Annotated in this window: 27 protein-coding genes and 1 tRNA gene; 17 read left to right on the top strand and 11 right to left on the bottom strand. The window is 59.7% G+C overall.

Annotated elements, in window-relative coordinates; genetic code table 11:
- Nucleotides 1-21: 21 nt before the first annotated feature.
- Both OSC37_RS11580 and OSC37_RS11575 read right to left on the bottom strand, forming a co-directional pair.
- A complete protein-coding gene (locus tag OSC37_RS11580; protein WP_267161605.1) occupies nt 22-288 on the bottom strand; it encodes a glycine zipper 2TM domain-containing protein in 267 nt (88 codons plus the stop codon).
- 56 nt (nt 289-344) lie between these two features.
- Complete coding sequence (locus OSC37_RS11575; protein ID WP_267161604.1) at nt 345-980, bottom strand: IS6 family transposase; 636 nt, start codon at nt 978-980, stop codon at nt 345-347.
- A gap of 119 nt (nt 981-1,099) precedes the next feature.
- Here OSC37_RS11575 and OSC37_RS11570 point away from each other — a divergent pair, with 119 nt between their 5' ends.
- Nucleotides 1,100-3,130: a prolyl oligopeptidase family serine peptidase gene (locus OSC37_RS11570; protein ID WP_267161603.1), complete on the top strand. Its 2,031-nt coding sequence runs from the start codon at nt 1,100-1,102 to the stop codon at nt 3,128-3,130.
- Here the strand turns inward: OSC37_RS11570 and OSC37_RS11565 are convergent.
- Nucleotides 3,127-3,375 (bottom strand): hypothetical protein, encoded by a 249-nt coding sequence (locus tag OSC37_RS11565; protein ID WP_267161602.1) that lies wholly within the window; start codon nt 3,373-3,375, stop codon nt 3,127-3,129. The genes OSC37_RS11570 and OSC37_RS11565 overlap by 4 nt on opposite strands.
- 658 nt (nt 3,376-4,033) lie before the next feature.
- On the opposite strand from OSC37_RS11565, the gene OSC37_RS11560 reads away from it, so the two are divergent.
- From OSC37_RS11560 to OSC37_RS11545, 4 genes are all read left to right on the top strand, one after another.
- The gene (locus OSC37_RS11560; RefSeq protein ID WP_267161601.1) at nt 4,034-5,098 is read left to right on the top strand and encodes a metal ABC transporter substrate-binding protein; all 1,065 of its coding nucleotides are present in this window, start codon (nt 4,034-4,036) and stop codon (nt 5,096-5,098) included.
- Nucleotides 5,099-5,103: 5 nt separating this feature from the next.
- Nucleotides 5,104-5,889, top strand: coding sequence for a metal ABC transporter ATP-binding protein (locus OSC37_RS11555; RefSeq protein ID WP_267161600.1), 786 nt, complete (start codon nt 5,104-5,106; stop codon nt 5,887-5,889).
- Entirely contained in the window at nt 5,886-6,896 is a 1,011-nt protein-coding gene (locus OSC37_RS11550; protein ID WP_267161599.1) for a metal ABC transporter permease, read from the top strand. Before OSC37_RS11555 ends, OSC37_RS11550 begins: the two co-directional genes overlap by 4 nt.
- 63 nt (nt 6,897-6,959) lie before the next feature.
- Nucleotides 6,960-7,676, top strand: a complete 717-nt coding sequence (locus OSC37_RS11545) for a metal-dependent transcriptional regulator (protein ID WP_267161598.1) — start codon at nt 6,960-6,962, stop codon at nt 7,674-7,676.
- A 57-nt stretch (nt 7,677-7,733) separates the two neighbouring features.
- Here OSC37_RS11545 and OSC37_RS11540 read toward each other — a convergent pair whose 3' ends face one another.
- Entirely contained in the window at nt 7,734-8,216 is a 483-nt protein-coding gene (locus OSC37_RS11540) for a GNAT family N-acetyltransferase (RefSeq protein ID WP_267161597.1), read from the bottom strand.
- A gap of 113 nt (nt 8,217-8,329) precedes the next feature.
- Between OSC37_RS11540 and OSC37_RS11535 the strand changes: the two genes are divergently transcribed.
- Nucleotides 8,330-8,400, top strand: a tRNA-Gly gene (locus OSC37_RS11535).
- A gap of 341 nt (nt 8,401-8,741) precedes the next feature.
- Here the strand turns inward: OSC37_RS11535 and OSC37_RS11530 are convergent.
- Entirely contained in the window at nt 8,742-9,299 is a 558-nt protein-coding gene (locus OSC37_RS11530; protein WP_267161596.1) for a hypothetical protein, read from the bottom strand.
- Nucleotides 9,300-9,390: 91 nt separating this feature from the next.
- On the opposite strand from OSC37_RS11530, the gene OSC37_RS11525 reads away from it, so the two are divergent.
- From OSC37_RS11525 to OSC37_RS11510, 4 genes are all read left to right on the top strand, one after another.
- The gene (locus tag OSC37_RS11525) at nt 9,391-10,209 is read left to right on the top strand and encodes an RNA ligase family protein (RefSeq protein ID WP_267161595.1); all 819 of its coding nucleotides are present in this window, start codon (nt 9,391-9,393) and stop codon (nt 10,207-10,209) included.
- 72 nt (nt 10,210-10,281) lie between these two features.
- The gene (locus tag OSC37_RS11520) at nt 10,282-11,313 is read left to right on the top strand and encodes a type II glyceraldehyde-3-phosphate dehydrogenase (RefSeq protein ID WP_267161594.1); all 1,032 of its coding nucleotides are present in this window, start codon (nt 10,282-10,284) and stop codon (nt 11,311-11,313) included.
- Between the two features lie 242 nt (nt 11,314-11,555).
- Nucleotides 11,556-13,172, top strand: coding sequence for a sensor histidine kinase (locus OSC37_RS11515; protein ID WP_267161593.1), 1,617 nt, complete (start codon nt 11,556-11,558; stop codon nt 13,170-13,172).
- Between the two features lie 112 nt (nt 13,173-13,284).
- Nucleotides 13,285-14,214, top strand: a complete 930-nt coding sequence (locus OSC37_RS11510) for a sulfide-dependent adenosine diphosphate thiazole synthase (RefSeq protein WP_267161592.1) — start codon at nt 13,285-13,287, stop codon at nt 14,212-14,214.
- 43 nt (nt 14,215-14,257) lie between these two features.
- Here OSC37_RS11510 and OSC37_RS11505 read toward each other — a convergent pair whose 3' ends face one another.
- From OSC37_RS11505 to pth2, 4 genes are all read right to left on the bottom strand, one after another.
- Nucleotides 14,258-15,283 (bottom strand): LLM class flavin-dependent oxidoreductase, encoded by a 1,026-nt coding sequence (locus OSC37_RS11505; RefSeq protein WP_267161591.1) that lies wholly within the window; start codon nt 15,281-15,283, stop codon nt 14,258-14,260.
- A gap of 120 nt (nt 15,284-15,403) precedes the next feature.
- Nucleotides 15,404-15,793: a ferredoxin Fer gene (gene fer / locus OSC37_RS11500; protein ID WP_267161590.1), complete on the bottom strand. Its 390-nt coding sequence runs from the start codon at nt 15,791-15,793 to the stop codon at nt 15,404-15,406.
- A 127-nt stretch (nt 15,794-15,920) separates the two neighbouring features.
- Nucleotides 15,921-16,097 carry a hypothetical protein gene (locus OSC37_RS11495; RefSeq protein ID WP_267161589.1) on the bottom strand — a complete coding sequence of 59 codons (177 nt, stop codon included), beginning with the start codon at nt 16,095-16,097 and terminating at the stop codon, nt 15,921-15,923.
- A gap of 66 nt (nt 16,098-16,163) precedes the next feature.
- Complete coding sequence (pth2, locus tag OSC37_RS11490) at nt 16,164-16,502, bottom strand: peptidyl-tRNA hydrolase Pth2 (protein ID WP_267161588.1); 339 nt, start codon at nt 16,500-16,502, stop codon at nt 16,164-16,166.
- Between the two features lie 127 nt (nt 16,503-16,629).
- On the opposite strand from pth2, the gene trpY reads away from it, so the two are divergent.
- The 3 genes from trpY (at nt 16,630) to OSC37_RS11475 (ending at nt 19,043) form a co-directional block, all read left to right on the top strand.
- Complete coding sequence (gene trpY, locus OSC37_RS11485; RefSeq protein WP_267161587.1) at nt 16,630-17,133, top strand: TrpY family transcription regulator; 504 nt, start codon at nt 16,630-16,632, stop codon at nt 17,131-17,133.
- Nucleotides 17,130-17,738, top strand: a complete 609-nt coding sequence (locus OSC37_RS11480) for an IMPACT family protein (protein ID WP_267161586.1) — start codon at nt 17,130-17,132, stop codon at nt 17,736-17,738. Before trpY ends, OSC37_RS11480 begins: the two co-directional genes overlap by 4 nt.
- 288 nt (nt 17,739-18,026) lie before the next feature.
- A complete protein-coding gene (locus tag OSC37_RS11475) occupies nt 18,027-19,043 on the top strand; it encodes a LamG domain-containing protein (protein ID WP_267161585.1) in 1,017 nt (338 codons plus the stop codon).
- 6 nt (nt 19,044-19,049) lie between these two features.
- Here the strand turns inward: OSC37_RS11475 and upp are convergent, their stop codons facing one another.
- Complete coding sequence (upp, locus tag OSC37_RS11470; RefSeq protein ID WP_267161584.1) at nt 19,050-19,724, bottom strand: uracil phosphoribosyltransferase; 675 nt, start codon at nt 19,722-19,724, stop codon at nt 19,050-19,052.
- Nucleotides 19,725-19,836: 112 nt separating this feature from the next.
- On the opposite strand from upp, the gene OSC37_RS11465 reads away from it, so the two are divergent.
- A complete protein-coding gene (locus OSC37_RS11465; protein WP_267161583.1) occupies nt 19,837-20,535 on the top strand; it encodes a DUF5828 family protein in 699 nt (232 codons plus the stop codon).
- Here OSC37_RS11465 and OSC37_RS11460 read toward each other — a convergent pair.
- On the bottom strand, nt 20,532-21,233 hold the full coding sequence (locus tag OSC37_RS11460; protein WP_267161582.1) for a CehA/McbA family metallohydrolase: 702 nt from the start codon (nt 21,231-21,233) through the stop codon (nt 20,532-20,534). The genes OSC37_RS11465 and OSC37_RS11460 overlap by 4 nt on opposite strands.
- A gap of 167 nt (nt 21,234-21,400) precedes the next feature.
- On the opposite strand from OSC37_RS11460, the gene OSC37_RS11455 reads away from it, so the two are divergent.
- The 3 genes from OSC37_RS11455 (at nt 21,401) to OSC37_RS11445 (ending at nt 24,516) form a co-directional block, all read left to right on the top strand.
- Nucleotides 21,401-22,027 carry a DUF998 domain-containing protein gene (locus OSC37_RS11455; protein WP_267161581.1) on the top strand — a complete coding sequence of 209 codons (627 nt, stop codon included), beginning with the start codon at nt 21,401-21,403 and terminating at the stop codon, nt 22,025-22,027.
- A gap of 191 nt (nt 22,028-22,218) precedes the next feature.
- Nucleotides 22,219-22,944, top strand: a complete 726-nt coding sequence (locus OSC37_RS11450) for an archaellin/type IV pilin N-terminal domain-containing protein (protein WP_267161580.1) — start codon at nt 22,219-22,221, stop codon at nt 22,942-22,944.
- Nucleotides 22,945-23,370: 426 nt separating this feature from the next.
- Nucleotides 23,371-24,516: an ISH3 family transposase gene (locus OSC37_RS11445; protein WP_267161524.1), complete on the top strand. Its 1,146-nt coding sequence runs from the start codon at nt 23,371-23,373 to the stop codon at nt 24,514-24,516.
- The last annotated feature ends 89 nt before the right edge of the window (nt 24,517-24,605 follow it).

Here is a 24,605-nt window from a genome sequence, read left to right as displayed (position 1 = left end):
GTCTGGTCGACCGACTGACAATTAGTCGTCGTCGGCCGCAGAGTTCCGTATCTTCGAGAGGCGCCTCTCGCCATCCTCCTCATCTTCTGCGTCGTCGCTGCCCACGCTGTCGAAGAAGCCGCTGACATCGTGGCGCTTCTCGCCGACGAGTGCGCCGATGAGTGCGCCGGTCGCTCCGCCGGTACTCGCGCCGTTCCGGCTCACGAGACCGCCGAGAAACGCACCGATTGCTGCGCCGATTGCCGCGTACCGTGCGCGTCGGAACGCGCCGATGAGTCGTTCTTTCATGTATGTTGGTACGTCAAGCCTATATAAAACAGTTACCTCGGCTCTCACGGTAGTGTTCAGATAAGCTGATTCCATGCGAAACTAAATGATCTGAGCCAGTCGTCAGCTGTGTCTGCTTCGGCGTTGCTGAAACAGTTTGAAAACGAATATGTTCGTCGTTTCACCTCACGAAAGACACGTTCGACGCTATTCCGATTTCCATGGCGTTCGTATCTGAAATCGAGGCCGTGCCGAGAGCAGGCGTCTTTCAGTTGCGGTGCGCCATCGATGAGAAACACCGCGTCGTCGACGTCGTGTTTCTCACGAAGTTCGGCAAAGAATGCGTGAGAAAGAACGTTCGTTCTCGTTGGTTCAAGCTTTGTATGCAGTAATTTGTTCGTTGCTGGATCGACAGCGGCGTACAGCCAGTACTGCTCGTCATTGAGCTGGATCACGGTTTCGTCGACCGCAACGTGATCCGGATTTTGTCCGTCTTCGGGCTGTAGATCTGCCTTGTGAACCCAGTTGTGAACTGTAGAACGTGCACGTTCGACACCAAATATTTCGAGAATAGAAACAGTATTCGAAAGCGATAATCCAGCAATATGCAGTTGAATACTGAGCTTCATCAGAAATCGCGGTGTCGCTTCGCGTTCAATAAACTCTAAGTCGATCTGGTCGATACTACCGCTGAGGCGGATGTTTTTGGACATAGGCACTCAAAAAACGCTCCGCCTCGCCTTTCAATCCTTATCTGAACACCGCCGCTCTCACAGCTCGAGAGCGCCTCGACACCACAACAGCAAAGAGCCTTCTCACACCAGCAGTATCCATGAGAGACCACCCCACAACGGAGCGCGACTCCGTGACTGAGACCCTCCACGGCGAGACATTCGAGGACCCCTATCGCTGGCTCGAAGGCGACGACGACCGCGTCGCCGACTGGGAGCGACAACAAAACGAGTACACCGACAGCGTCATCCAGACCGACCGCCGCGAGTCACTTGAACCGGCCTTCGAGGAGTTGGGCTGGCACGAAAGCTACTTCCTGCCGACGGTCCGGGGCGGACGGTACTTCCAGCGCATCGAGCCAGCCGAGGCCGAACAGCCCCGCCTGACCGTTCGGAGCGAGCCGGACGGCGACCCCCGGACGCTCGTCGACCCAACCGACCTCGACGAGACGGTCTCACTCCAGTGGTTCGAGCCCAACTGGGACGGAACACTCGTCGTCTACGGGCTGATGGACGCGGGGACCGAGCAGTACGACCTCCGTGTGCTCGATGTCGACGACAGCGCGGTCGTCGACGAAATCGACGATGTCGGCCGCTGTAACGGGGCCTCCTGGGACGAGAGCGGGTTCTACTACAGCGCGACCGGCGCGGCCGCCGAAGGGGGACAGCTCGACAAGGAACTCCGGTACCACGAACTCGACGGCGAGGACCGACTTGTCACCGCTGATTTCGACCCGGAGCGGTGGCCGGCCGTCCAGGTCGGTCCAGGGTCGGGCGTCGTCCTCGTGACGGTCGGCGAACTCGGGGCCGACAGCGACCTGTTCGCGCTCGAAGACGGCTCACTCGAGCCAGTCCTGACAGAACTCGACGCGCCGCTCACGCCGGTGTTACACAAGGGTCGGGTCTACGTCCACACGACCGCAGGCGCGCCACGCGGCCGGGTCCTCGGTCACGACGCCGAAACGATTACCGAGGTCTCGGGCATCGAAGACTTCGAAACCGTCGTCGCGGAGACCGGAGACACGATGCAACAGGTCGCGCCTGTCGGAGACGGGTTCGCTGTTCATCGGATTCGCGACGCCAGCTCGGTGGTTTCGGTCCATAGCGCGGACGGTACCGAGCGATACGAGCTCTCGCTGCCGGAGTTCGCCGGCATCCCCCGAGGCGGGCTGGGGAACAACCGCGAGTCGGCCGAGCTGTTCGTCTTCCTCCAGGGACTGGACAGGCCGACGGGCGTCGTCCGCGCTGCGGTCGGCCCTGGAGACGGCCCAGACGACTGGGCGGTCCTCCAGTCGCCGACGCTGCCCGCGGAACTCGACCCACAGGAGGAGCTTGATCTGACAATCGAGCGCCGCTGGGTCGAGTCGACCGACGCCGCCAGCGTCCCCGTCTACGTTGTCCACCGCTCGGACATCAAGCCGGACGGCGACGCGCCGACGGTGCTGTACGGATACGGCGGCTTCCGGATTCCGCTGTTGCCCAGTCTCGACCCCTACCGCTTACCGTTTCTCGCTGACGGCGGCGTGTTCGCGCTCGCCTGTCTGCGCGGCGGCTCCGAGTTCGGCGAGGAGTGGCACGAACAGGGCGCTCGCGAACACAAAGAACACACCTTCGAGGATTTCGAGGCGGTCGCCGAGGACCTCGTCGCGGCCGGCTACACCAACACAGACCGGCTCGCGGGCTGGGGCGGCAGCAACGGCGGCCTGACTGTCGGTGCGGCCCTCACCCGTCGCCCGGGGCTGTTCGGTGCCATCGTCTGTACGGTCCCGCTGCTCGATATGCTCCGTTTTCACAAGTTCTTGCTCGGGGAGGCCTGGACCGGGGAGTACGGCTCGCCCGAAGACGAAGAGGCATTCGAGTGGCTCCGTTCGTACTCGCCGTACCACAACATCACACAGCGGTCGTATCCGGCGACGCTGTTTGCCACCGCCGCCGGCGACACGCGTGTTCACCCATCACACGCCCGGAAGATGACTGCCCGGATGCAGGCGGCGACGGCCGGTGAGGACCCGATTTGTTATCACAGCGTCGAGGAGACCGGTCACGGTACCGGAACGCCGACGTCTCTTGAGATAGAACAGACGCTTGATAAGTGGGCGTTCGTCTACGAGACGCTCGATATCGAGCGCTAGCTCCGGTATCGAAGCGAGACCACGGTCGTCATCGCGTCCCGACCTTCGGCAGATTCGGTCGAGACATCCAGTCCAAGTACGTCCGCTTCGTCGACAACATCGTAGGTAATCTCGCGGAGTTTCTCGGCGCTTGCCTCGTCGTCGAGAATCTCGACCCGGACCTGTCGCCGGTTGCGGGTCACGTCTGCGACATCGTACCCTTCTGATTCGAACGCGGTTTCGAGGTCTTTCTGAACGGATGTCATACTACCACGTTTTCTGTACGGCCACTAAAACCCACCTCCGACGAGTCCGGCAAGGCAGTGTTGATTCAAACATCCGGCGAACAGGTGGCTTCACCGTTCATACTGTGTACCACAGAACCATCGGGCTGTGTTTGGTACCGATGGCAACTGCTACGGGGAGGGTGTTGTACTTCCGAAGTCTGCAAGGACCAGTAGTTGCGTCAAAGAGCACGTTTCGAGCGGTCTGGAGTTTTCCGTGGTGAGTTGCCGCGACGGTATGACGTGTTTTGAGCTTCGCCCTGTCCTGGAGGCAAGACTTTGGTATCGAACCAATCTAAAAGCGGCCTACTAGACACCGGATCGGAAGAGTCAGACAGTGATTGGTCCGGGTGCTCTCGTGACCCCATCACAGAGTGTGACGGTTCACTGTACATATCCACTTGCTTTGCCGTGGTCGAGACCGCCCGCAACAATTGTGCTGAAACAGCACCTCACCCAGCGCCGGCTGTGTGTCGTTACAGCGGGCCAGATGGCGTTTTTTCACGGAGATTCTGTGTAGCACAAGCCTGGTATGGGAGCACCGAACGCGTAACGCAAAGGGCGTCAGAAAGGATTAGATATATCTAATCTTGGTTTTTGATAGAAACTACTATATGTTTTGTATAGACACAACTAGTCGATGGTAGACGACACGAAACAGTCCAAGAAGAATAGATTCTCACGCAGAGAAGCCATTACTGCGGGGGCGGGGGTACTCACCGCTGGCATTGCCGGATGTGTCAGTGGAGCAGGAGACGACGAAGGAAGCGACGGAGGTGGCTCTCGTGTCGCAGTTGCATCGTTTTTCAGCTTTTATGACTTCGCGCGAAAGATTGCCGACGGGACGCCAATTCAGGTAAACAATCTCATTCCGACTGGGTTGCACGGTCATGGCTGGGAGCCAAACGCAAGCGTCACGAAAAATATCATCGAAGCAGACGCGTTTCTCCACGTCGGGCCAGGATTCCAACCATGGGCCGACCGTGCGATCCAGACACTCAAAGATGATAACGTCGACACGCAACGAATCAACGTGCGAGAAGGAATTGAGTTGGTCGATCTCGCGGCGAGTCTTGACGCTGACGAGGAAGGCGTCGGAAAACAACAGGGCAAGGACCCACACTTCTGGCTCGACCCAGACCGCGCGAAGCAGTCAGTAGACAACATCGCCAATGGACTTGCCAAGCTCGCTCCGGAGCACGAGGGTGCAGTTCAAGACAACGCTACGACCTACAAATCCGACGTGCTCGAACAGATCGATCAGGACTACCAGACCATCTTTGATGCAGCTGATCGGAACGTCGTTCAACTGGCGGCACACAACGCCTTCCAGTACATCGGCAGCAAATACGACGCAGAGATGGTGCCTCTCGTTACAAACCTTGCAGCCAGTGGTGACGTCAAGCCCTCGGATATCGCCGACGCGAAGGCAGTTATCGAAGAGAACGATATTAACTATATCGCCAACGGTGTTTTCGAATCACGGAAACCCGCAAAGCAACTGCTTACGGAGACACAGGTCGAGGGATACCTCCCTGTCACTCCGTACGCGGGGGTTCGAGAGAACTGGGTCGAAAACAACTGGGGGTACGAGGAGATCGCATACAATATCAATATGCCCACGTTCGAGGTTGTGCTCGGCAACAAACAACCCGACGCGGTCGGCCCTGACAACTGGTCCGACGAGTGGATGAACTTTGAATAAGGACAATGAGTACACAGAACACATCGCATTCGACAGCTCCGACGGCAGCGAACGACACCGAGATTATCCAACTCGCCGACGTCAACTTCGGCTACACGTCAACTCCGGTCGTCGAAGATATTTCACTCAAGATCGACCACGGCGAGTACGCTGCAGTCGTCGGTCCGAACGGGTCAGGAAAGTCGACGTTGATGAAGTTGCTATTGGGATTGCTCCAGCCGGACAGCGGGATTGCCACGCTCTTCGGCGAACCCGCCCATCAGTTCGACGACGGCTCCCGAATTGGGTACGTCGCACAGCACGCCAGCGCCTCGAAAGAGATGCCCATCACTGTCCGTGAGGTTGTGAAGATGGGCCGGTTCCCACACGTCGGCTTTGGTCGACTCTCCGATGAGGACTGGCGTATCGTCGACCAGGCGCTCGACACTGTTGGTATGACAGCATTCGCTAACCGGCGTGTGACACAGCTCTCCGGCGGCCAGCGTCAGCGGGCGTTCATCGCTCGCGCACTCGCCAGCGAGGCCGAGCTTCTAGTCCTCGACGAACCGACCGTCGGTGTGGATATGGAAGCAGTCGAGGCTTTCTACGACCTTCTGGAGTCGTTACACGGCAACGGAATTACAATTCTACTCATCGAGCACGACATAGGCGCGGTCTCCAGACATGCTGAACGCGTTATCTGTCTCAATCGAGAGATCTATTTCGACGGCCCAGCCAGCGAGTTCGTTGAGAGCGACGCACTGGCTCGCGCATTTGGGACGACAGCAAATCTGCTGGGTGGTTTCCGATGACGTACCGCCCCACGACTCCGCTACAGGCAGGGTTGTTAGACCCTGTCTTTGGGCCGCTGTACTGGGTCCTGGAGGTCTGGTCAGGGCTTATATCCTGGCTGGCCCAGGCAACTGGGTTGGAACTGCTCCAGTATGGATTCATGCACCGGGCGCTCCTGGTGGGGCTCTGTATCGGAGTAATAGCTCCCCTGATTGGGACATTCCTCGTGCATCGACAGCTGGCACTGATTGGTGATGCACTCGCACACACTGGCTTTGCTGGTGTTGCCGTGGGATTGTTCCTCAATTCGGTCCTTGATTTGGGAGTCTCCCCGTACCTGACTGCGGTTGTTGTTGCAATGATCGCAGCCCTGTTCATCGAACTCATATCGGAAGCGACCGACGCCTACAACGATGTCTCGATGGCTATCGTGCTCTCGACTGGGTTTGCGTTAGGAACGACACTGATTAGCATCAACGCTGGTGGGCTGGCTGTCGGCGTGAATCAGTTCCTCTTCGGGAATCTGTCGACGGTTTCAGAAGACAGTGCGGCGATACTGCTGGCGCTGTTCGTGATTATTGTCAGCGTGGTCGGGCTCACACGCAACCAGTTGCTGTACGTCACCTTCGATGAGACCGCTGCGGAGGTTTCGGGCCTCTCAGTCAGTTGGTACAATCGTATTATGGTGATGCTGACAGCGATGGTCGTCGTCGGCGCGATGCAGATCATGGGCGTCATCCTCGTCGCCGCTATGCTTGTTGTTCCCGTCGCGGGCGCGAGTCAGGTCGCCCGGAGCTTCAACGAGTCATTACTTGTCTCGATCGTGCTCGCCGAGCTCGCCGTTATTCTCGGAATCGGTGTGTCGTACTACGGCGAAGCGACGGCAGGCGGTGTCATCGTCCTCGTTGCGGTCGCGATTTATGTTGTCGCCGTTGTCGTCGGAAAGCTCTGGACTGCCTTCGGTGAAGACGCGGTTCCTGAGATGGGAAGTATCAGTGTGAACGAGACCAACACGGGTGGAGACTGACCGCCTGGGGGCGGTCAGTAGTGTCTACCGTTCAAAAGAATACGCCGATTTCAGCAAGAAAATATGGATTCCGTCGATTCTGACACCGCGGACACGTCCGAGTTATCGCCAGCGGTTACACCGGAGATGGAAGATTACCTCCGTCGTATGTATCGTCTCGAACAGGACGCCGACGGCCGGGTTCCAAACTCGCAGATAGCGGATCGACTCGGCGTCACACGGTCATCGGTGACGAGTATGCTTGGCGCGCTCTCAGAGCGAGGGCTGATCGACCGAGAGCGGTATCGCCCAGTCTGTCTCACGACCACCGGAGAGCGGCTTGCACTGCGAGTGATCCGCAAACATCGACTCGCCGAGACGATGCTCTCAGAGCTATTCGGGTACGCGATTAGTGAGGTCGACGCCGAGGCTGACATCTTGGAGCACCACCTCAGTGACCGGCTCTGTCGAGAAATCGAGCGGACACTGAACGTCCCAGAGACTGACCCACACGGGGACCCGATTCCAGACAGTAACCTCGACATGCCTCAGTCAACGGACGGTACCTCATTGGCCGACGTCAAGCCATCGACACGTGTGGAAGTTGTCCGAATACTCACACAGGATGACGACGTGCTTGCGTATCTCGAATCGGTTGGGTTAGGGCCGTCAGAGCACCTTCGCCTCGTTGAAACCACTCCGGTCGGAATGGTGGTCGTGACCGTTGAGGAGAGCTGTAAGGACGTGAGTCTACCAGAGGGGGTAGCCTCACAGATACTGGTTTCGCCGCTCTGTGAGTAGTCATAGTGGCTACCCTGCCCCCGAGATTCCGCTCAGCTTCCGGGCCGGCACCCGAGACTACACCGACCGTGCGACCATCTCGCCCCAGTTCTCGAACCCCCACCGCTCGTAGAAGCGCTGTGCTCGCTCGTTTTTTTGATCGACATCCAGCACCAGCCTGTCGAGGGGCAGCGACTGCTCGCGGGCGAACGCGAGTGCCGCCTCCATCAGTTCGTCCGCGACATCGCTTCCGCGGAACTCGGGACGGACGTAGATTTCGTTGAGGACCGCCGCATCCCAGATGTACGCCAGCGACTCCGGGAGGACGAAGACGTAGCCGGCGAGTTTGCCGTCGCGCTCGCTGACCTGGACGGCCCGTTCCTGTTCTGTGACACACTGCTCAACCCAGTCGAGATACTCTGTCCTGTAGTCGTCGTCGAGTTTGCCTTCGTAAGTCTCAGCCTTCGCGTCGTCGCCCGTCGAGGTTCCGAGTTCGCGCTCGAATCCGCGTTTGAGTTCCCAGAGGTCCTCGGCGTCGGCGTCCCGATACGGTCGTACCATAGTCGAGCACTGGCTCCAGAGAGTCAAGAGTCTTCCCGCTCGTCAATGCACTGATCGGAGACCCGCCGCCAAACAGAAATTCCCTTAAAGGTGGAACTGATACGGACAAATGCGCGCGGTTGGTCTAGTGGCAGGACCTGAGCCTTCCAAGCTCATGGCCCGGGTTCAAATCCCGGACCGCGCATTTCTGCTGCGAGCAATTCGCGAGCGACTGCAACGCATGTCGCGAGCAACCGTGAGCAGCAAAATCGCACGAGGGATTTGAATCACGGAAACCCGAGCGACAGCGAGGGTTTGCATCGGGTTCAAATCCCGGACCGCGCATACTGTCTCGAACGAACGTGAGAGGCATGTCTGCGTGAGAGGGACTCGAACTACGCGAATCGAACGCAGTGAGATTCGCCATCGAGTTCAAATCCCGGACCGCGCATTTCTGCTGCGAGGAATTCGCGAGCCAAATCGTGAGAGAGATTCGAATCACCGAAATCCGAGCAGTAGCGGCGTGTGCAGACACAAGATATTCGTTCAGAGCGTCACCAGTGCTGCCGAACTCGCCACCGAGGGCGCGACGAGTTCTTCATTCACGAGGACGCCAGCTGTGAGAACCGCGACGACGACCGGACGCGAGAGCGCCACCGGAATCTTCCCCTGTAGATACCGACGGACCGGTGGTGCGGCAAACGCTGCCAGTGCCAGGTAGATGCCTGTCGCAGAGATCATTCTGAGACCGATATCGTACGTGTCTTCGGTTGCTGTCCCACCCGCGACGGCGACCAGAAACGCAGCAGTCAGCCACGAGACCACCGGCGCAATCGTCTCAATCCGCAATGCGACAGCAGCCCTGTCGACAGCACCTGCAACCCACGAGGCCCGCCGTTGCTGTGTAGATTCGATTGGTGCCGCCCCCTTCTCTGAGACGTCTTTCAGTATCGATGGAAGGAGTATGAACAGGATAACCGAGATACCGACAGCGACAATCTGGTCGACCAACGGTAAGTCAGCAGCGAGGAACGACAGTAGTTCGACGCCGAGAAAAACAAAGGCAATCCCCCATCGAATCGAGGGGTGTTCGAGTCTGTCCATGCAGTGTGTGGTTGGAGTGTCGCCTGATATAATGTGGTGACCCGTCGACCGCGGGTTTTTCAGCCGACCCCCCGAACAGGGGCTAACGTCGATGAAAACGTACCCACCGATTCCGGATATCGAGAACGCACCCCAGGGCCTCTTCGACGGCGGACACCTGTGGCTGCTCGAAAAAATCGACGGCGGGCATCTCCGGTTTCAGCTCCGGGAATCGGGCCGACTGCGCTTTGGCGGCCGCAACCGTGTCTACAGCGACGCCGCGGACGTTCCCGAGCACTACCAGTACGCCGTCCGCTACATCCAGGAACAGTTCGACCGCCAGGCGCTGCGCGACGCCGTCGACGACGTGGAGACAATCGTCTTCTTCGGTGAGGCGACCTACCGCCAGCGAATCGACTACGACTGGGAACAGCTTCCTCCGTTCTTAGGGTTCGATATCTGGTCGGCCAGCGACGAGTCATTTCTGGGGCCAGACACCACCGAACAGGTCTTCGAGCGCGTCGGCCTCGACCCGGTCAACGCCGTCGAGCGCGAACTCCCGGTCCGTGATTTCGACTCCGAGGCGTACACAGTCCCCGAGTCGGCCTGGTACAACGGCCCCGCAGCGGGCGTCGTCGTCCGCAACAAACGCGGGCAGCGCGCTCAGTGTCGTCATCCCGCTCTGGAACAGAACGACCCGTCACCGTCGGACTTGTCCGCAGGCGAGCTGGCAGATGTGTACGCAACGACAGAGCGGTTCGAGCGAGTCGCGGCGGGTATCACGAACCCAACCTTCGAGCAACTCTACGACCGCGTGCTGGAGAGTATCTACCGCGAATCACACGGGCAACTCTCTCAGGAAGAGATGAGCGCGTTCCGCGACGACCTCGCCAGACGGACGCGAGCATTTCTCGAAGACGCCAAGCAGTGAGAGCATGGTCAACACCGAGCCGACAGACAGCCTTCGTGAGGTATATACACCGACCTCGTGAATCATCAGACAATGATAGAGGTAGGCATCAACGGCTACGGAACCATCGGTAAACGCGTCGCAGACGCCGTTCGCGCCCAGCCCGATATGGAGGTCGTCGGGGTGGCAAAGACCCGGCCGAACTTCGAGGCCCAGACGGCCGTCGACAAGGACTTCGAACTGTACGCCGCAATCGAAGACCGGAAGCCACAGTTCGCCGAGGCGGGCATCGACCTCGCGGGCGACGTCGAAGAGCTCGTCGAAGAAAGCGACATCGTCGTCGACGCCTGTCCGTCGGGCATCGGTGCCGACAACGCCGAGATGTACCGCAAGTACGACACGCCCGCCCTCCTGCAGGGCGGAGAGGACGCCGACGCCGTCGATGCGAGCTTCAACGCCCGCTCGAACTACGACACCGTCGAAGGCGACGACCTCGTGCGTGTCGTCTCCTGTAACACGACTGGCCTCTCCCGACTGGTCGCGCCGCTCCAGGAGGCCTACGGCATCGAGAAGGTCCGGACGACGCTTGTCCGTCGCGGCGGCGACCCGGCCCAGTCTGGTCGGGGTCCGATCAACGACATCCTCCCCAACCCTGTGAGCCTCCCCTCCCATCACGGCCCGGACGTGAACACCATCTTCCCCGACCTGAACATCGACACGCTCGGGTTGAAGGTCCCGGCGACGCTGATGCACACCCACAGCGTGAACGTCACACTCGAATCCGAGCCCGACGCAGCCGAAGTACGGTCCCTGCTCGAAGACGAGCGCCGGACCTTCGTCATCCCCGAGTGGCTCGGCCTTGACGGTGCCGGCGCTATCAAGGAACTCGCACAGGACGCCGGGCGACCGCGTGCCGACATCTGGGAGAACTGCATCTGGGGCGAGTCAATTTCGATGGAGGGAGACGACCTCTATCTGTTCCAGGCGATTCACCAGGAGTCAGATGTGGTGCCCGAAAACGTCGACGCCATCCGTGCGGTTCTCGGCGAGGCGAGCCAAGAAGAGAGCATGGCACGGACCGACGAAGCGATGGGACTCGACACGCCGCTGGCGCAGATGCAGTAACGGGGCTGACCCACAGTCAAGTTCGCGTTCAGAAAATGACAGTCGGTTTAGTTTTTTGTTTCAATCTCTGACACTCCAGCTATTCGAGCTGTTGGAATCGTGTTCTGTAACGCGTTTTCGTCGGTCGTACGGAGGGAGCCAGGTTTGGCGACGGTATTATCAGTCACGAGAATAAACCGAAGAAAATAAGATACGATAGAGGTTCCAATAGATGTATGATGGGAACAGGGGGTCTTTTATTAGTGTCTGCCGTCGCCGTCGGGACGGCTCTCGTCGCCAGCCTTGCAGTCTACGGAGAGTATAACGCGAGTGTGCCGGTCGCAACCGAGTTTCGAAACCTCGAACTCGGGTGTGCACTCTGGGGAATCAGCGAGTTGAGCGTCTATCTCTCCCCATCGACTGCCCCTCTCGCCGAGTTGTACACCCTTCGGTTCCTGTTTTCGGGACTAACCGCCATTCTAGCGATCGTCTTCGTCGCCGAGTACACACAGTCCGAGCTGTTGACCCGGCCGTCGGTCCGTCGGTTCCTGTGGGTTGGGTTCGGCGCGGCCATGGTGTTGTGGATCACGAACCCGATGGACCTGGCATACACCACTCTCACCATTGAGTCCTTCCAGGGAATTAACCTCGTCATCCCGACGTTCGGTCCCGGACTCGTTGTCTATTTCGTCTTCGTATACGGGTTTTACGTCGCCACGTTCACTATCCTCGGCCTGTTCATCCTTGATGCGACAAACGTCTACCGCAAGCAGGCGGTGCTGATATTCGTCGCATTTTTCGTCGTCGTGGCCGGGACGATCGTCTTTCTCGTCGGTGGTGTCCCACGAGAGGGAGTCGATCTCGGGATCATCTTCAACGCGCTTGGCGGCGGGGCAATCTGGGTCGCCATCTACCGGTACGAGTTTCTGGCCGTTGTTCCACTGGCGAAGGAGGCAATCGTCGACACCGTCACCGACCCGGTGTTGGTCTTCGGCCAGGAGAGCCGGCTCCTCTACTCGAACGCGGCGGCCGACGCAATCGGCGTCGATATCGAGGACAGGAATACAGACGCCGAGGACCTCTTTCCCGGACTCGAAGCGGCGATAGCCAACGGGGATGTCATCCACCTCCAGGGAGGTGACAGCACAGTCGAGCGTGAACGGGTGTTCGAGCCGGCTGCCGAGGAACTCGTCGACCACCACGGCGTTGAACGCGGGCAGGTGATCGTCATGCGCGATGTCACCGAGCGCTATCGACGCGAACAGCGGCTCGACGAGTTCGCCTCCATCGTGAGCCACGACCTCAGAAACCCACTCAACATCGCGAGCCTGCACATCAATCTCGCCGATGGTGAAGACGACACAGAGCACCTCGACGATGCCGAAGATGCACTCGACAGGATGGAAGAACTCATCGACGACCTTCTCACCATCTCACAGGCCGGCTACGCGAGCGCAGAGACAGAACCGACACCGCTTGCACAGACTGCACGAGCCGCCTGGGACAACGTCGACACCGGTGACTCCTCGCTGGAGATACCTACCAACACGAACCTCCATGCGAACAGAAGTCAGGTTCAGGAACTATTCGAGAACCTCTTTCGGAACGCTGTCGAGCACAACGAGCCGCCGGTAACGGTACGAATTGACACGCACGAGGACGGCTTCGTTGTCACTGACGACGGTACTGGCATCCCCGAAGACCGACGCGACGGAATATTCGACCCCGGGGTGAGCAGCGCCGAGGGCGGGACCGGGCTCGGACTCTACATCGTCCAGCAGATCGCCAACGCCCACGGCTGGACTGTTTCTGTCAGAGAATCCGAGGACAGTGGCGTCGAGTTCACATTCGAAGACGCCGATATCGGCGTCGCCCCGTAGACAGCGGCGTGCCATCGAGATGAGACGACGTTTTGCGAACAGTGTGCAGTCACATCGATGCAGTCCCGAAAGCAGAACTCATATTAACAACTGGGTAATACAACCTAGTGTTATGGAAGAGTTCGATCAGTTCAGCAACGTCGGCGAAGCAGACGTAACACGCGCAATCGGCCAGGAGTGGACCGAGGAGTTCATGGATTTCTCGGATTCGGATGTTATCATCGTCGGTGGTGGCCCGTCGGGGCTGATGGCAGCCAAAGAGCTGTCCGAGCGGGGCGTCCAGACGATGGTCGTCGAGAAGAACAACTACCTCGGCGGCGGCTTCTGGCTCGGTGGGTTCCTGATGAACAAGGTCACCGTTCGGGACCCAGCCCAGACGGTACTCGAAGACCTCGATGTCGACTACAAGCGCTCACAGGACAGCGAGGGACTCTACGTGGCAAACGGCCCCGAGGCCTGTTCCGGACTCATCAAGGCAGCCTGTGACGCCGGCGCGAAGATGCAGAACATGACCGAGTTCACCGATATCGTCATCCGCGAGGACCACCGCGTCGGCGGTATCGTGATGAACTGGACGCCGGTGCACGCGCTCCCCCGCGAAATCACCTGTGTCGACCCCATCGCCGTCGAGGCAGACCTCGTTATCGACGCGACGGGTCACGACGCGATGGCAATCAAGAAACTCGACGAGCGTGGCGTTCTCGACGCGCCGGGAATCGGCGACGCCGAGGCCGACGCCGCAGGGATGGACCAGACCGGCGACGAGTCCTACGGCGCACCCGGCCACGACTCGCCCGGCCACGACTCCATGTGGGTTGGCCAGAGTGAAGACGCGGTCGTCGAGCACACCGGTCTCGTCCACGATGGACTCGTCGTCACGGGCATGGCGACGGCGACGACCTACGGCCTGCCACGCATGGGCCCGACCTTCGGTGCCATGCTCGTCTCGGGCAAGCGCGCCGCGCAGGCGGCACTCGACGAACTCGGCGTCGACGCCGCCCCTGTCGAGATGACCTCGCGTGCGACGCCTGCCGACGACTAAACACGCAACCGACAGAGCCGCCGTTCCTGAGATGACCGGTCGGTCACCGCGTGATGCCGAGGCCCTCCGCCAGCAGCTCGTGAGACCGAAGCGCGTTCTCGTGGCTATCGGCGACCTGTTGAATCATCACCTCGTCGACACCGACTCGATCAGCAAGCTGTGTCAACAGCGTCTCGAGCGTCTCGGGGCTGCCAGAAATCGCCCGTGGCCACTCACCGTCTCCCAGCCGCTCGGGAGTTGGCTCGGGAACACCGCCGAGTTCGGCGATTGCTTCGTCGACAGAGGGTGTCGTCCCGACCTCGCCCCGTCGCATGCGTTTGTAGGATGCTTCTGCCACCGCACGGAGCCGTGCCGCTTGTTCGTCGGTATCAGCACAGACCGCATTTACCGCGACTATCCCCTGTGGTTCGTCAATGCCGCCACCTAGCGGTGACGGCTGGAACTGTTCGCGGTACTCCTCGAAGGCACGGGTGGCAAACTGCGGGCGGATGAATCCCGCAAAACAGTACCGAACCCCGAGTTTCCCGGCTATTGCCGCACTCGACGGGCTGGACCCAAGCACCCACGGAACCGGCGGCTCCGTGCCGGAACGAGGAATCTTCAGGTCGCTGTAGTCGTGTTCGTCAGGGAACTCGTCGTAGAGATGCGAGATGACCGCCTCGATTTTCTCGGCGTGGTTCTCGTCTGGATTCTCGACGTGACGGCTCGTTTCGAGGGCACGGTCGGCGGCGGCCGGCCCGTTTGCACGCCCGAGTCCCGCGTCGATGCGGCCGGGCGCAAGCGCGTCCAGCGTCCCAAAGACCTCCGCGACTTTGAACGGGCTGTAGTGGTTGAGCAAGACAGCACCAGAGCCGAGTCGAATCGACTCCGTTTCGGCCGCGAGGTGGCCGAGCAACACTTCGGGCGTCGTTCCTGCCAGCGTCTCACCCATTCCGTGATGTTCGGCAACCCAGAACCGGTCGTAGCCGAGGCGTTCGGCCTGCTGTGCGGCCTCAACCGTGTTCGCGAACGCATCTGTCCCAGTGCCACCGTCGGGTATCGGCGAGAGGTCGACGAGAGAAAGGTCCATAGCCAGAGTCGGGGGTACCGCCTGAAAACAGTTCGGCAACGGGGAAGATACTGCAAAAGAGTTTATGCGATGCTGTGTCGGCTCGTCTGATGACCCCCACAAAAGGGGGAGTCTGTCACTTCAGATGACGCGGTTCTGCAGGTAGTCGAGGTGTTTCGCGTTGTAGACGATTTTTACCTCGTCGGTCTCGGCAGAGCCGATACAGGTCAGGCGGACATTTTTTTCTTCGACTTCCTCGTCGGAGAGAATCTGCTGCATGTCCATGTTGATCTCGCCGTCGATGACGATGGCGGCACAGTTTGCACACGCACCGGCACGACACGAGAACGGCCAGTCGTACCCCTGTGCTTCCGCGGCTTCGAGGATGTACTCGCCCTGGTTGACATCAAGCGTACCGTAGTCCTCGTCGCTGAGGCCTTCCTCGGCAGCTTTCTCGAAGACATCGGGGTTGTACATGTCCCAACCCTTGTCGTCCACAACGTCGTAGTTGAGGTATTCTACTGTAGGCATCACTCATTCCTTTTGACGCGCGCCGGTTAGACTTTGCTATTGACAGCGACAGTAACAGAAAATTGTGAAAGATTCGCAGACGGCTGTGTTGAGCCTCTCATCCGGGTAGAATCGGACCTTTAGCCGTTCACAACTCGACGACCTCTTTCACCGGGACGATGCGGTGTTTCATCACCGGCTTCGTGTATCCCGGCGACTCCTCGTCGACCCCCGACGTGTACACCTCGACTTTCTGTTGGAGTACGTGTGGCTCTCCATTCTTATCTTCCATGACCGAAACCGAGCGCCAGGTCTCCTCTTCCATATACCCTGGATATGTCCCCTCTCGCTTATGTGTTTACCCCGGCAGGAACCGACACGACACACGCAGTCAGTACAGCGAGAGGTCGCCGGTGACGGCGTCAACCGCCTCTTCGGGCGCGGGTCCGACAGCCAGCGCCGTCGCAGTCCCCGGTTCAAGTTGTGTGTGCCCGGCGTCTCGGATGACGGCGTTGGGAAGTCCCTCGACGCGGGCGCGCTCTGCGAGTTCGAACAGCTCGGACTCGCCGGTCGCCTGGAGGACAATTTTCTTCTGCCCGCTACCTTTCCACTCGCGCTGGTCGCGCGGCGAGGCCTCCTCGTAGGCTTGCAGGGAAGCGTGGGCGACCTGTGCGGCGAGTTTCCCCTCGCCCATCCCGAGGTCGGCACGCGCGACGATTGCCTGTTTCATGTCTCCGACTCGGGCGTCGTGGTACATGAACGTGTGGAGTTCCAGGGACGCTCTAGACGGCTCGCCAGCGTCGGCTCTGCTCTTGGCTTCACGAACATCTTTACTGTCGGCGTCCGAGGTGCCACCAATGTTCGACGAGATTATGGACAAGTTCGCGGATTCTCCGAGCCAACAACAGGTCATCCGGCTGTTACTGGAGCGCGGGTTCTCGGTCAACGACGACGGACGGGTGGTCTCGGGCGGCATCGAGATTCCAAACACTGGCATCGCCCGCGAGGTCGGCGTTGACCGCCGCGTGGTCGATACGACGACAGACGCTATCCTCGACGACGACGAGCTTCGTCCGATCTTCCAGAATATCTCTGCCATCCCGAGTCTGATGGACCTCGCGCCGGTGCTGGATTTGACCGTGCTAACGGTCACAGTTCCAGACGCTGAGGAGTCTGGCATCGTCGCCGCAGTTACCGACAAGATTGCAGGCCAGGACCTCACCATCCGGCAGGTTATCAGCGAGGATCCCGAGTTCACCGACCATCCCCGGCTCTATGTTATCATCGACGACGAGTTGCCCGGCAACCTCATCAACGACATTCACGAGCTGTCGTTCGTCCGCCGTATCGAGCTGGCATGAGCGAGCGCTACCGGACGGTGGCGGGCCGCGGCCGGGCTCGGTTCGAGATACGAGGCTCGGAGTTCATTGGCCATATCGACACGGCCACGACAGTCGAGGCCGCCGACTCGTTCATCGAGGCCATCCGTCAAGAGTACGCCGACGCGACCCACAATGTCCCGGCCTACCGCGTCCGGGCTGAGCCGCTTCGAGAGTACGCAGACGACGACGGCGAGCCCGGCGGCAGCGCCGGCAAGCCCACGCTCAACGTCCTCCAGCAGGAGGCAGTCGAGAACGTCGTCGCCGTCGTCACCCGCTACTACGGCGGCACCAACCTCGGCGTCGGCGGCCTCGCGCGCTCGTACTCCCGTGCGGTCAAAGACGCTCTCGACGATGCCGGTATCGTCGAACAGCGCCCCCACGAGCGGTTCGTGGTGACCGTCGCGTACGACGACTCCGGAACTGTCCGCGGAATCCTGGAATCGACCGGCGTCGAGTTCGAGGCCGACTACGCCGAAACCGTCGAGTTCGCGGTTTCGGTCCCCGAGGCAGACGCAGCCAACCTGCGCGACCGCATCCGGAGCGCCACGAGCGGCCGAGCCTCGTTTGATTCTCCCGACAGCTAGCCTCCGATCCAAGCGGACACTCGTGGACACTACAGGCACTGACAGCAACGGCGCTTTCTTTACCCACTAGCCCCGTTTCGCCTGGAGCCGCCCTCGTTCGACGCATGACGTTTTGTTCATATCGTTGTCGCTGAATTGAAGGCCACGTGAGGGCGTGACACGAATATAATCCGGTTGTATGCCTGTGGCTTTCCACATGAAACGCAGGGGTACGACGGCTGTCGAAGCCATGATTTGTTGTCCGCGGTGTCGAGAAAGAAATTTCACACCAGTACCCTAACCGGGAGTATGGACAGCGAAGGGGGCGAACACGGCAGGGCCGCGTCACCCATCATCGGGAATATTTTGCTCGTGGCAGTGGTGATTATCATCTCGGTCGTCCTGGTGACTGTTTCGTTGACATTTCTCGACAAAACAGGCTCACCGAGTGCGGACGCCGCCTTCGAGTACGAGCAGACGCCGGTCGGACTGGAGATTCGGCCAATCGCGATGGGGACCGAAGCGGTCGTCAAATTGAACGGCCGCCGGATTGCAGAAGTCGGCCCGGACTCGGTCGGGGAACCAGTTCTGTTGCCGACCGCCCCAGGAGACGAGATTACGGTCGTCTCGACAGACGAAGAGCGGTCGGTGCTGGTCAACCAACAGGCAGACAGTCGCGACAGTATCGGCGACTTTACCAGTTACTACACGTTCGACGGGAGCGGGTCGGTGCTGTCCGACGAATCCGGCAACGGAAACGATGGGGACCTGAGAGGAGACCCGGACTGGACCGCGAACGGTCTCGCGCTGGATGGCTCCGGTGATTACGTCGAGGTGACAGACATCAGCGCCCCCGTCGATGTCGACGAGTTCACTATCGCCGTTGCGTATCGGGCTGACGAGGTGAAAAAACAGGAACTCGTCGAACACAAAAGCGGCAGCGACAACTGGCTCCTCGAGCTGAAGCCGTGTGACCACAAACAGGTATCCGTCTGTACCGGAGGCGACGGCTACACACCCGTCTACACCGTCGACCAAAGCGGCGGAGGCCAGAGCGGGCAGATATTTGGCGGACGGCTCGAACCCGGCACCCAACACGTCGTCGTCGGTACGTTCGATGGCTCGGAGTACACGCTCTACGTCGACGGCGACAAGAAGAACACGAGCACCTACCCGGGCGAGATAAGCATGGGTAATATGAATATTGGCGCAGACTTCGAGTTTTCGGGAGACTACCTGAACGGAGAGATATACGAGCTACGGCTGTACTACAAATCCTTCGACAGCGCGGATGTCGTCCGTATCACCGGCGCGATGGAGCCCTGACTCAGCTCACGTCGTCCTGAAGGCGCGGTCGCCAGCGTCACCGAGGCCGGGGACGATGAAGCCGTCGTCGTCGAGTTTCTCGTCGATGCTGACGGTGACGTGTTCGACCTCGGGGAACGCCTCGGTGATTCGTTCCAGCCCTGGTGGCGCACTGACCGCCGAGAGGACGAAACACGACTCTGGCGTCCCGTCGGCGAGTATCTCGTCGAGGACAGTAACCATTGTGCTTCCGGTGGCGAGCATCGGGTCGGCGATGATGACGGTGTCGTCCTCGTCGATGTCGGGCAGTTTGACGTACTGGACCGAGATGGGGAACTCGCCGTCCTCGCCCATGCCGGCGTCCTCGTCGCGGCTGGCGGAGATGACGCCCTGGCGGGCGGTCGGGAAGGCCTTGAGGAGCCCCTCGACAAACGGCGTCGCCGCCCGGAGAACGTTGACGATGACAACGTCCTCGAGCCCGCTGACGCGGGTCGCCGGGGTCTCGGCAAGCGGCGTCTCGACGGTTCCGGTCTCGGTCGGAAACCGGCTGTCAATGAGTTCGTAGCCACAGAGTCGGCCGAGTTTGACCAGTCCCTTCCTGAACTCGACCTGGCTCGTCTCGACGCTGCGAAGGTCCGTGAGCACGTGCTGTGCGAGCGCGTGCGTGACGACCGAGGCGTGGTCGCGCTCTTCGAGTGTCATATCTCGTCGTTTCGACGGTCGGTACTTAGACCTGTTTACCGAGTAATGCCAGAGCAGGGAGAGAAACCCCACCGTCGCTTTCATATCCACTGAGTACAGAGTCTCCCTGCATATGGAGGAGATGGAAGAGAGCGTCTCGGGGTTCAAGATCCGTGGCGGCTGGGTGACTGTCGTTGAACACGGCGAGCGGATCGTCCAGGCACTCAGAGAACTCGCCGAGGAGGACGACCTCGACGAGGAGGCACTCGAGGAGTTCGACGAGTGGCGGCCAAAGAGCCACGAGCGCCTCGACGAGGACGTCAGCAAAAAGACCGCAGAGCAGGCCCACCTCGAAAAAGGAAAGGGAGAGAAAGAGGGCAAGAAACCCGAGGAAGACCTCCAGACGGCCGGCGAGAAACTCGCCGAATCCTACGAGAACCTCGACGAGCCCGACGAGGCAGTCAACAAGTGGGGCGAGAGCATCGACTATGTGGCGCGTGCGGCCGACTCGGCAGGCCGCAAGGCCATCCGGAAGGTCGAGGATACCGTCTACGAGAACGTGATGACCCAGATGTCGCCGTACTACTTCGACAACGACCTCATCTCCGCGAACATCCAGCGCATCTCCGGCGGCGACCGCACGGAGTACGTCTTCGAGGTGAACGTCAACGAGGACGACCTCAAGGTACGTGTCTCGAACAAGCTGGCAGACTACGAGCAAGCCGTCGACCGCTGGCACGTCAACACAGAGAAGACGACAGCCACAATCGAGGCCGCCGAGGGTGTCGAGCCACCAACCCAGGACGACAACCCCGACGGGAAGACGAACTAACGGCCGGATGTCTCGTCGGTATCGAGTCCGAGACGGTGGGCGATGCGACGGCGCACCCCACCGGCAGCCTGTCTGAGGCTGACCAGCCAGGGCGTCCGTTTCCCGTCGATATCGGTCCGACCCTCACGGATTGCGTCGAGAATCCCCGAGACGCTCGGCTCGTCGGCGTCGACCCACGTGACTGCCTGCCCAACCATCTCACAGATGTGTGCGTCGCTCCCGCCCGTCATTGGCATGTCGTGTTTGCGTGCGAACCGGCGGGCCTGTCGGTTCGAGAATCCTGTCACCAGCCGAGAGTTGTACACTTCGACAGCGTCAGCGGCAGTGAGTTGGTCGGGGCTGATGTTCGCGAGGACGCCGCTACGTGACTCCTGGTATGGGTGGGGGACAACGGCGATTCCGCCGTGTTCACGGATGTATTCGAGTGTTTCACCGAAGCCCATCCCAGCGGGGACGAGTTCTGTGACACCGAGCGCGAGAACGTGACCGTCAGCGGTCGACACCTCCATCCCCGGGATGCCGACCAGGTCGTACTCCGGGGCCAACTCAGCGGCGTCGAGACTGGCCGAGATTTCGTCGTGATCGGTGACCGCAAGCGCGTCAAGGCCGACGGCCCGGGCCTGTTCGAGGAGAAGTTCGACGGAGTCTCGGCCGTCGTAAGAGGCCTCGGAGTGAGCGTGGAGTTCGACCGCGAGCACACTTCGAGAACGACACCGGACCGTGAAAAACCTGCCGTGGTGAGTCTCTCGGAGACCTCCTGTGCCCCTGACAGACGAGGAGACAGAACCCAGCACGGGCGGCTGCCTCCGCCCCAGACGGTGTCGCCGATAGGTACCTTTTAGCGTGGGACAGACGAACACGGCACATGCATCAGACAGAGCCAGCGGCCCACAGGAGCACACACACAGTCGAGCGGCTGGCGGTCTGGAGCGGCGTCGCCGCGCCGGTCGTCGCGCTTGGCTGTGTCCTGTTGTCGACGCTGATTGCCTCCTCGGGAGAGTTCACCTGGACCGCGAAGGCCCTGTCAGACCTCGGCCGCCGGGAGGCGTCGACGTTCTGGCTGTTTAACGGCGGGCTGGTAGCCGGCGGCGTCGTCGGGCTTCCGTTTGCGTGGCCACTCTGGCGGCGGGCCGAACACGTCCTCGAACGCCTCAGCGCCGTCACCTTCCTGCTCTCTGTCGTCGGTCTCGGGCTCGTCGGCGTCTTCTATCTCCCGCGTGACCCTCACGGGCTTGTCGCGCTCTGCTTTTTCGTCGGTGGCCCGATAACGCACGCACTGTACGGCGGTGGACTGCTGGCCCGAGGCGAAGCCTTTGGCCGCATCTCAATCGGATTCGGTCTCGTCCACGTGCTGGCGTGGGGTAGCTGGCTCGGCTACGTCGCCGCGACGGGGTCGAGTGACTTCTTCGCGGTCCCGGAGATGGTCGCTGCGCTTGCCTTCGGCGGCTGGGCGATAACCGTCGCTCGCCGGTTGCTGGACGCCGGGCGGTAAGTCTCTCAGAGGACGAACATCGGAGGTGATTGACGCTCGGTACAGAGGTTCTATGTAGCACTCGGATTTGGTGATTGATACCACTACAGAAGGGCCAGTCGATTAGTATAGAATAAATAATTATTGAGTGTTTGTTGTGGGATATAAACTATATCAAAACATCTATTATTACTTACTGAACACGTACCTGTGTGGACGGTTCAGACCGAGGAATTTCGCCAGTCATCAGCACGATATTATTAGTAGCTGTTGTCGTCATACTGGCAGCAACCATCTCTGTACCCGTTCTCGGTCTGGGCGAGAACATCAACGATCCTGCACCGTCAGCAGCGCTCGAAGTAAGTGAAACAGAAAGCGAGACGGTTGAGTTGGCACACATTGCCGGTAATACAATAGAAGGAGATAATCTTGAGATAAGGGGTGGCGAAATAATCGAAACCGAGATGCCAGAGACGATTGAAGCCGGCACCACCATCGAAATCGATCCGGCCCCGGACGTCGACGATATCACCGTCACGTGGGAAGGAAAGGAGCAATCCGCGGTGTTACTGCAGGAGTCAGTATCAGCTGGTCTGGGCGGAGATGGTGCGATAGGTGCAGGCGATATTCTCATCCTGCAAACAGAAGACGGTGAGCCTCTAGAGGTGGGGGACACGTACAATACAACGGCTGATCTAGGTGAGACCCCGGTCATTCAGGTACCCAATTCGGCCAACGTGACATGGGAGATAGGTATGACGACAGACCTCCCCTTTGATCCCAGTACAACCGAAAAATCCCCCGGTGAAAGCGCTACCATTCCCGAATGGATGCTTGGACTTGCAGTCCCCGAGGAAGGTGAAATCGTTGGAGTTACGGAAAACGAAGCGAACAACGAGTACGTGGTCGAAGTGGCGACCTGTACCACTGACTGCTAAACGGTGAATGTTGTAAACGACTGCTCAGATCGGAACCAGTCCCGACGTACTACTCTATCCTGCATTCGTTCCCTCAATCTTGTACGGCGTTCAGAAAAGATACAAAAGTTGCCAACACCCTCAGCGGTCAGTCCACATCGCTATTGAGTGAATGACAACTTGTCATACAACTCGAACAGCACGTTGGAACCGGTCAGTACAGAGGACCATACTGTGAATCGAATCCAGACTGGATTTCAGGAGAAACTGTCCGAGAGAACAGAGTCTGCTCTTGGACCAAGAACTAACGGAACATAGCCGTCACATGATTCTAGCGGTAGCATTTAGTCAACTACTCTTTCTCTTACTTCGTCGTATGCCTGATCCTGTCTTACCTGGTTTCAGTCGATCACATCGAGTTAGAGGAAGCGTCTGCTTGAGGAAGATGTGCAACAACCACAAGCAGACAACAAGATAGAGGAAGAGCACCTGCTTAATTTTGTCGTCAACAGTCTTGAGAAGGAACTTGCGGTAGATCTCGGAGAAGACGTTAAGGTTTCTACGGAGACATTGTATGAGGTCCTCGCCGGCGCCAGCGCCGGCGGGACCTCGATCAATCACGTCTGCGAAACGACAGACGACTCGCCGCATGCCAATACCGTCCGAGGATATCTCACCGATCAGTTCGACCTAGATACTGTCGAGGCAGTTGGAGACATGCTCTTACAACGAGATGCGCTTGAGACATTGCCGGATCGGCCGGTGGAGGTCGTCGTCGACCTCCACCTCGATCCCTACTACGGTGACGAAGACGAGACAGAGGCTCTGTACTTCTCACAGGCGAAACGAGGAACCACCGCGTTTCACGCCTATGCCACGCTCTACGCGCGGGTGCGCAACAAGCGCTACACACTGGCAGTTCGTCAGCTGGTTGACGGTGAGACGACTAGCGATGTCCTCGCAGAGTTTCTCGAACTTCTCGACGGCCTTGACCTGGCCGTCAAGGCCGTCTACCTTGACCGCGGATTTTACAACAGCACCTGTCTCAGCTTGCTGTACGCGCACAACTACGCCTACGTCATGCCGATTGTCAAGTGGGGCGAGGCGATCCAGGAGGAACTCAACAGAGGCTGGAGCCGCGAGATCGAACACGATCTCGCCGGCAAGGTAACGTTCCCTGTGTTCATCGACTGTGTCTACCAACAAGGACGGTACGACGAACACGGGGTGGCGCGCCACGGCTACGCCGCTGACGCGCCGTTCATCGACACGCCACGAGATGCACGAGAGCACTACAGCAAACGTTTCGGCATCGAATCGAGCTATCGATTAGCCAAACAGAGTCTCGCGTTCACTAGTTCGCAGGACGCTGGTCTGCGACTGGTGATGTTTATCGTGAGCTTGCTGCTCCAGAACAGCTGGCGGTATCTCCACTGGCAATACGTGGCGGCGCCCCGCCGCGGGGGGCGCCGCCTCTGGAAATGGCCGTTCAGAGAGTTCTGTGAGATGGTACTCCGGGCAGCCTGGACAGCACTTGGCGTCCGCAGAGCTGTCCCAGCGAACCAACCGCTTGACGACCGGTTCTTCCGGTAGCTGCCCCAAATGAGGACAGCGGTCGTGAGTGGCAACGCTGTCGCGTCGGCGGCGATCCGCCGCCGACAGCGACTGGTAAGCATCAAACT

Origin of the sequence: Halovenus salina, assembly GCF_026410925.1 — an archaeon.
Lineage (GTDB): Archaea > Halobacteriota > Halobacteria > Halobacteriales > Haloarculaceae > Halovenus > Halovenus salina.
Note: the sequence above shows the minus strand (reverse complement) of the source record. Positions and strands in the feature narration are given on the sequence as shown.

What these genes read in the sequence shown, in the direction of transcription:
- OSC37_RS11580 (WP_267161605.1), bottom strand. Translation starts at nt 288, where the DNA reads ATGAAAGAACGACTCATCGGCGCGTTCCGACGCGCACGGTACGCGGCA.
- OSC37_RS11575 (WP_267161604.1), bottom strand. Translation starts at nt 980, where the DNA reads ATGTCCAAAAACATCCGCCTCAGCGGTAGTATCGACCAGATCGACTTA.
- OSC37_RS11570 (WP_267161603.1), top strand. Translation starts at nt 1,100, where the DNA reads ATGAGAGACCACCCCACAACGGAGCGCGACTCCGTGACTGAGACCCTC.
- OSC37_RS11565 (WP_267161602.1), bottom strand. Translation starts at nt 3,375, where the DNA reads ATGACATCCGTTCAGAAAGACCTCGAAACCGCGTTCGAATCAGAAGGG.
- OSC37_RS11560 (WP_267161601.1), top strand. Translation starts at nt 4,034, where the DNA reads ATGGTAGACGACACGAAACAGTCCAAGAAGAATAGATTCTCACGCAGA.
- OSC37_RS11555 (WP_267161600.1), top strand. Translation starts at nt 5,104, where the DNA reads ATGAGTACACAGAACACATCGCATTCGACAGCTCCGACGGCAGCGAAC.
- OSC37_RS11550 (WP_267161599.1), top strand. Translation starts at nt 5,886, where the DNA reads ATGACGTACCGCCCCACGACTCCGCTACAGGCAGGGTTGTTAGACCCT.
- OSC37_RS11545 (WP_267161598.1), top strand. Translation starts at nt 6,960, where the DNA reads ATGGATTCCGTCGATTCTGACACCGCGGACACGTCCGAGTTATCGCCA.
- OSC37_RS11540 (WP_267161597.1), bottom strand. Translation starts at nt 8,216, where the DNA reads ATGGTACGACCGTATCGGGACGCCGACGCCGAGGACCTCTGGGAACTC.
- OSC37_RS11530 (WP_267161596.1), bottom strand. Translation starts at nt 9,299, where the DNA reads ATGGACAGACTCGAACACCCCTCGATTCGATGGGGGATTGCCTTTGTT.
- OSC37_RS11525 (WP_267161595.1), top strand. Translation starts at nt 9,391, where the DNA reads ATGAAAACGTACCCACCGATTCCGGATATCGAGAACGCACCCCAGGGC.
- OSC37_RS11520 (WP_267161594.1), top strand. Translation starts at nt 10,282, where the DNA reads ATGATAGAGGTAGGCATCAACGGCTACGGAACCATCGGTAAACGCGTC.
- OSC37_RS11510 (WP_267161592.1), top strand. Translation starts at nt 13,285, where the DNA reads ATGGAAGAGTTCGATCAGTTCAGCAACGTCGGCGAAGCAGACGTAACA.
- OSC37_RS11505 (WP_267161591.1), bottom strand. Translation starts at nt 15,283, where the DNA reads ATGGACCTTTCTCTCGTCGACCTCTCGCCGATACCCGACGGTGGCACT.
- fer (WP_267161590.1), bottom strand. Translation starts at nt 15,793, where the DNA reads ATGCCTACAGTAGAATACCTCAACTACGACGTTGTGGACGACAAGGGT.
- OSC37_RS11495 (WP_267161589.1), bottom strand. Translation starts at nt 16,097, where the DNA reads ATGGAAGAGGAGACCTGGCGCTCGGTTTCGGTCATGGAAGATAAGAAT.
- pth2 (WP_267161588.1), bottom strand. Translation starts at nt 16,502, where the DNA reads ATGAAACAGGCAATCGTCGCGCGTGCCGACCTCGGGATGGGCGAGGGG.
- trpY (WP_267161587.1), top strand. Translation starts at nt 16,630, where the DNA reads ATGTTCGACGAGATTATGGACAAGTTCGCGGATTCTCCGAGCCAACAA.
- OSC37_RS11480 (WP_267161586.1), top strand. Translation starts at nt 17,130, where the DNA reads ATGAGCGAGCGCTACCGGACGGTGGCGGGCCGCGGCCGGGCTCGGTTC.
- OSC37_RS11475 (WP_267161585.1), top strand. Translation starts at nt 18,027, where the DNA reads ATGGACAGCGAAGGGGGCGAACACGGCAGGGCCGCGTCACCCATCATC.
- upp (WP_267161584.1), bottom strand. Translation starts at nt 19,724, where the DNA reads ATGACACTCGAAGAGCGCGACCACGCCTCGGTCGTCACGCACGCGCTC.
- OSC37_RS11465 (WP_267161583.1), top strand. Translation starts at nt 19,837, where the DNA reads ATGGAGGAGATGGAAGAGAGCGTCTCGGGGTTCAAGATCCGTGGCGGC.
- OSC37_RS11455 (WP_267161581.1), top strand. Translation starts at nt 21,401, where the DNA reads ATGCATCAGACAGAGCCAGCGGCCCACAGGAGCACACACACAGTCGAG.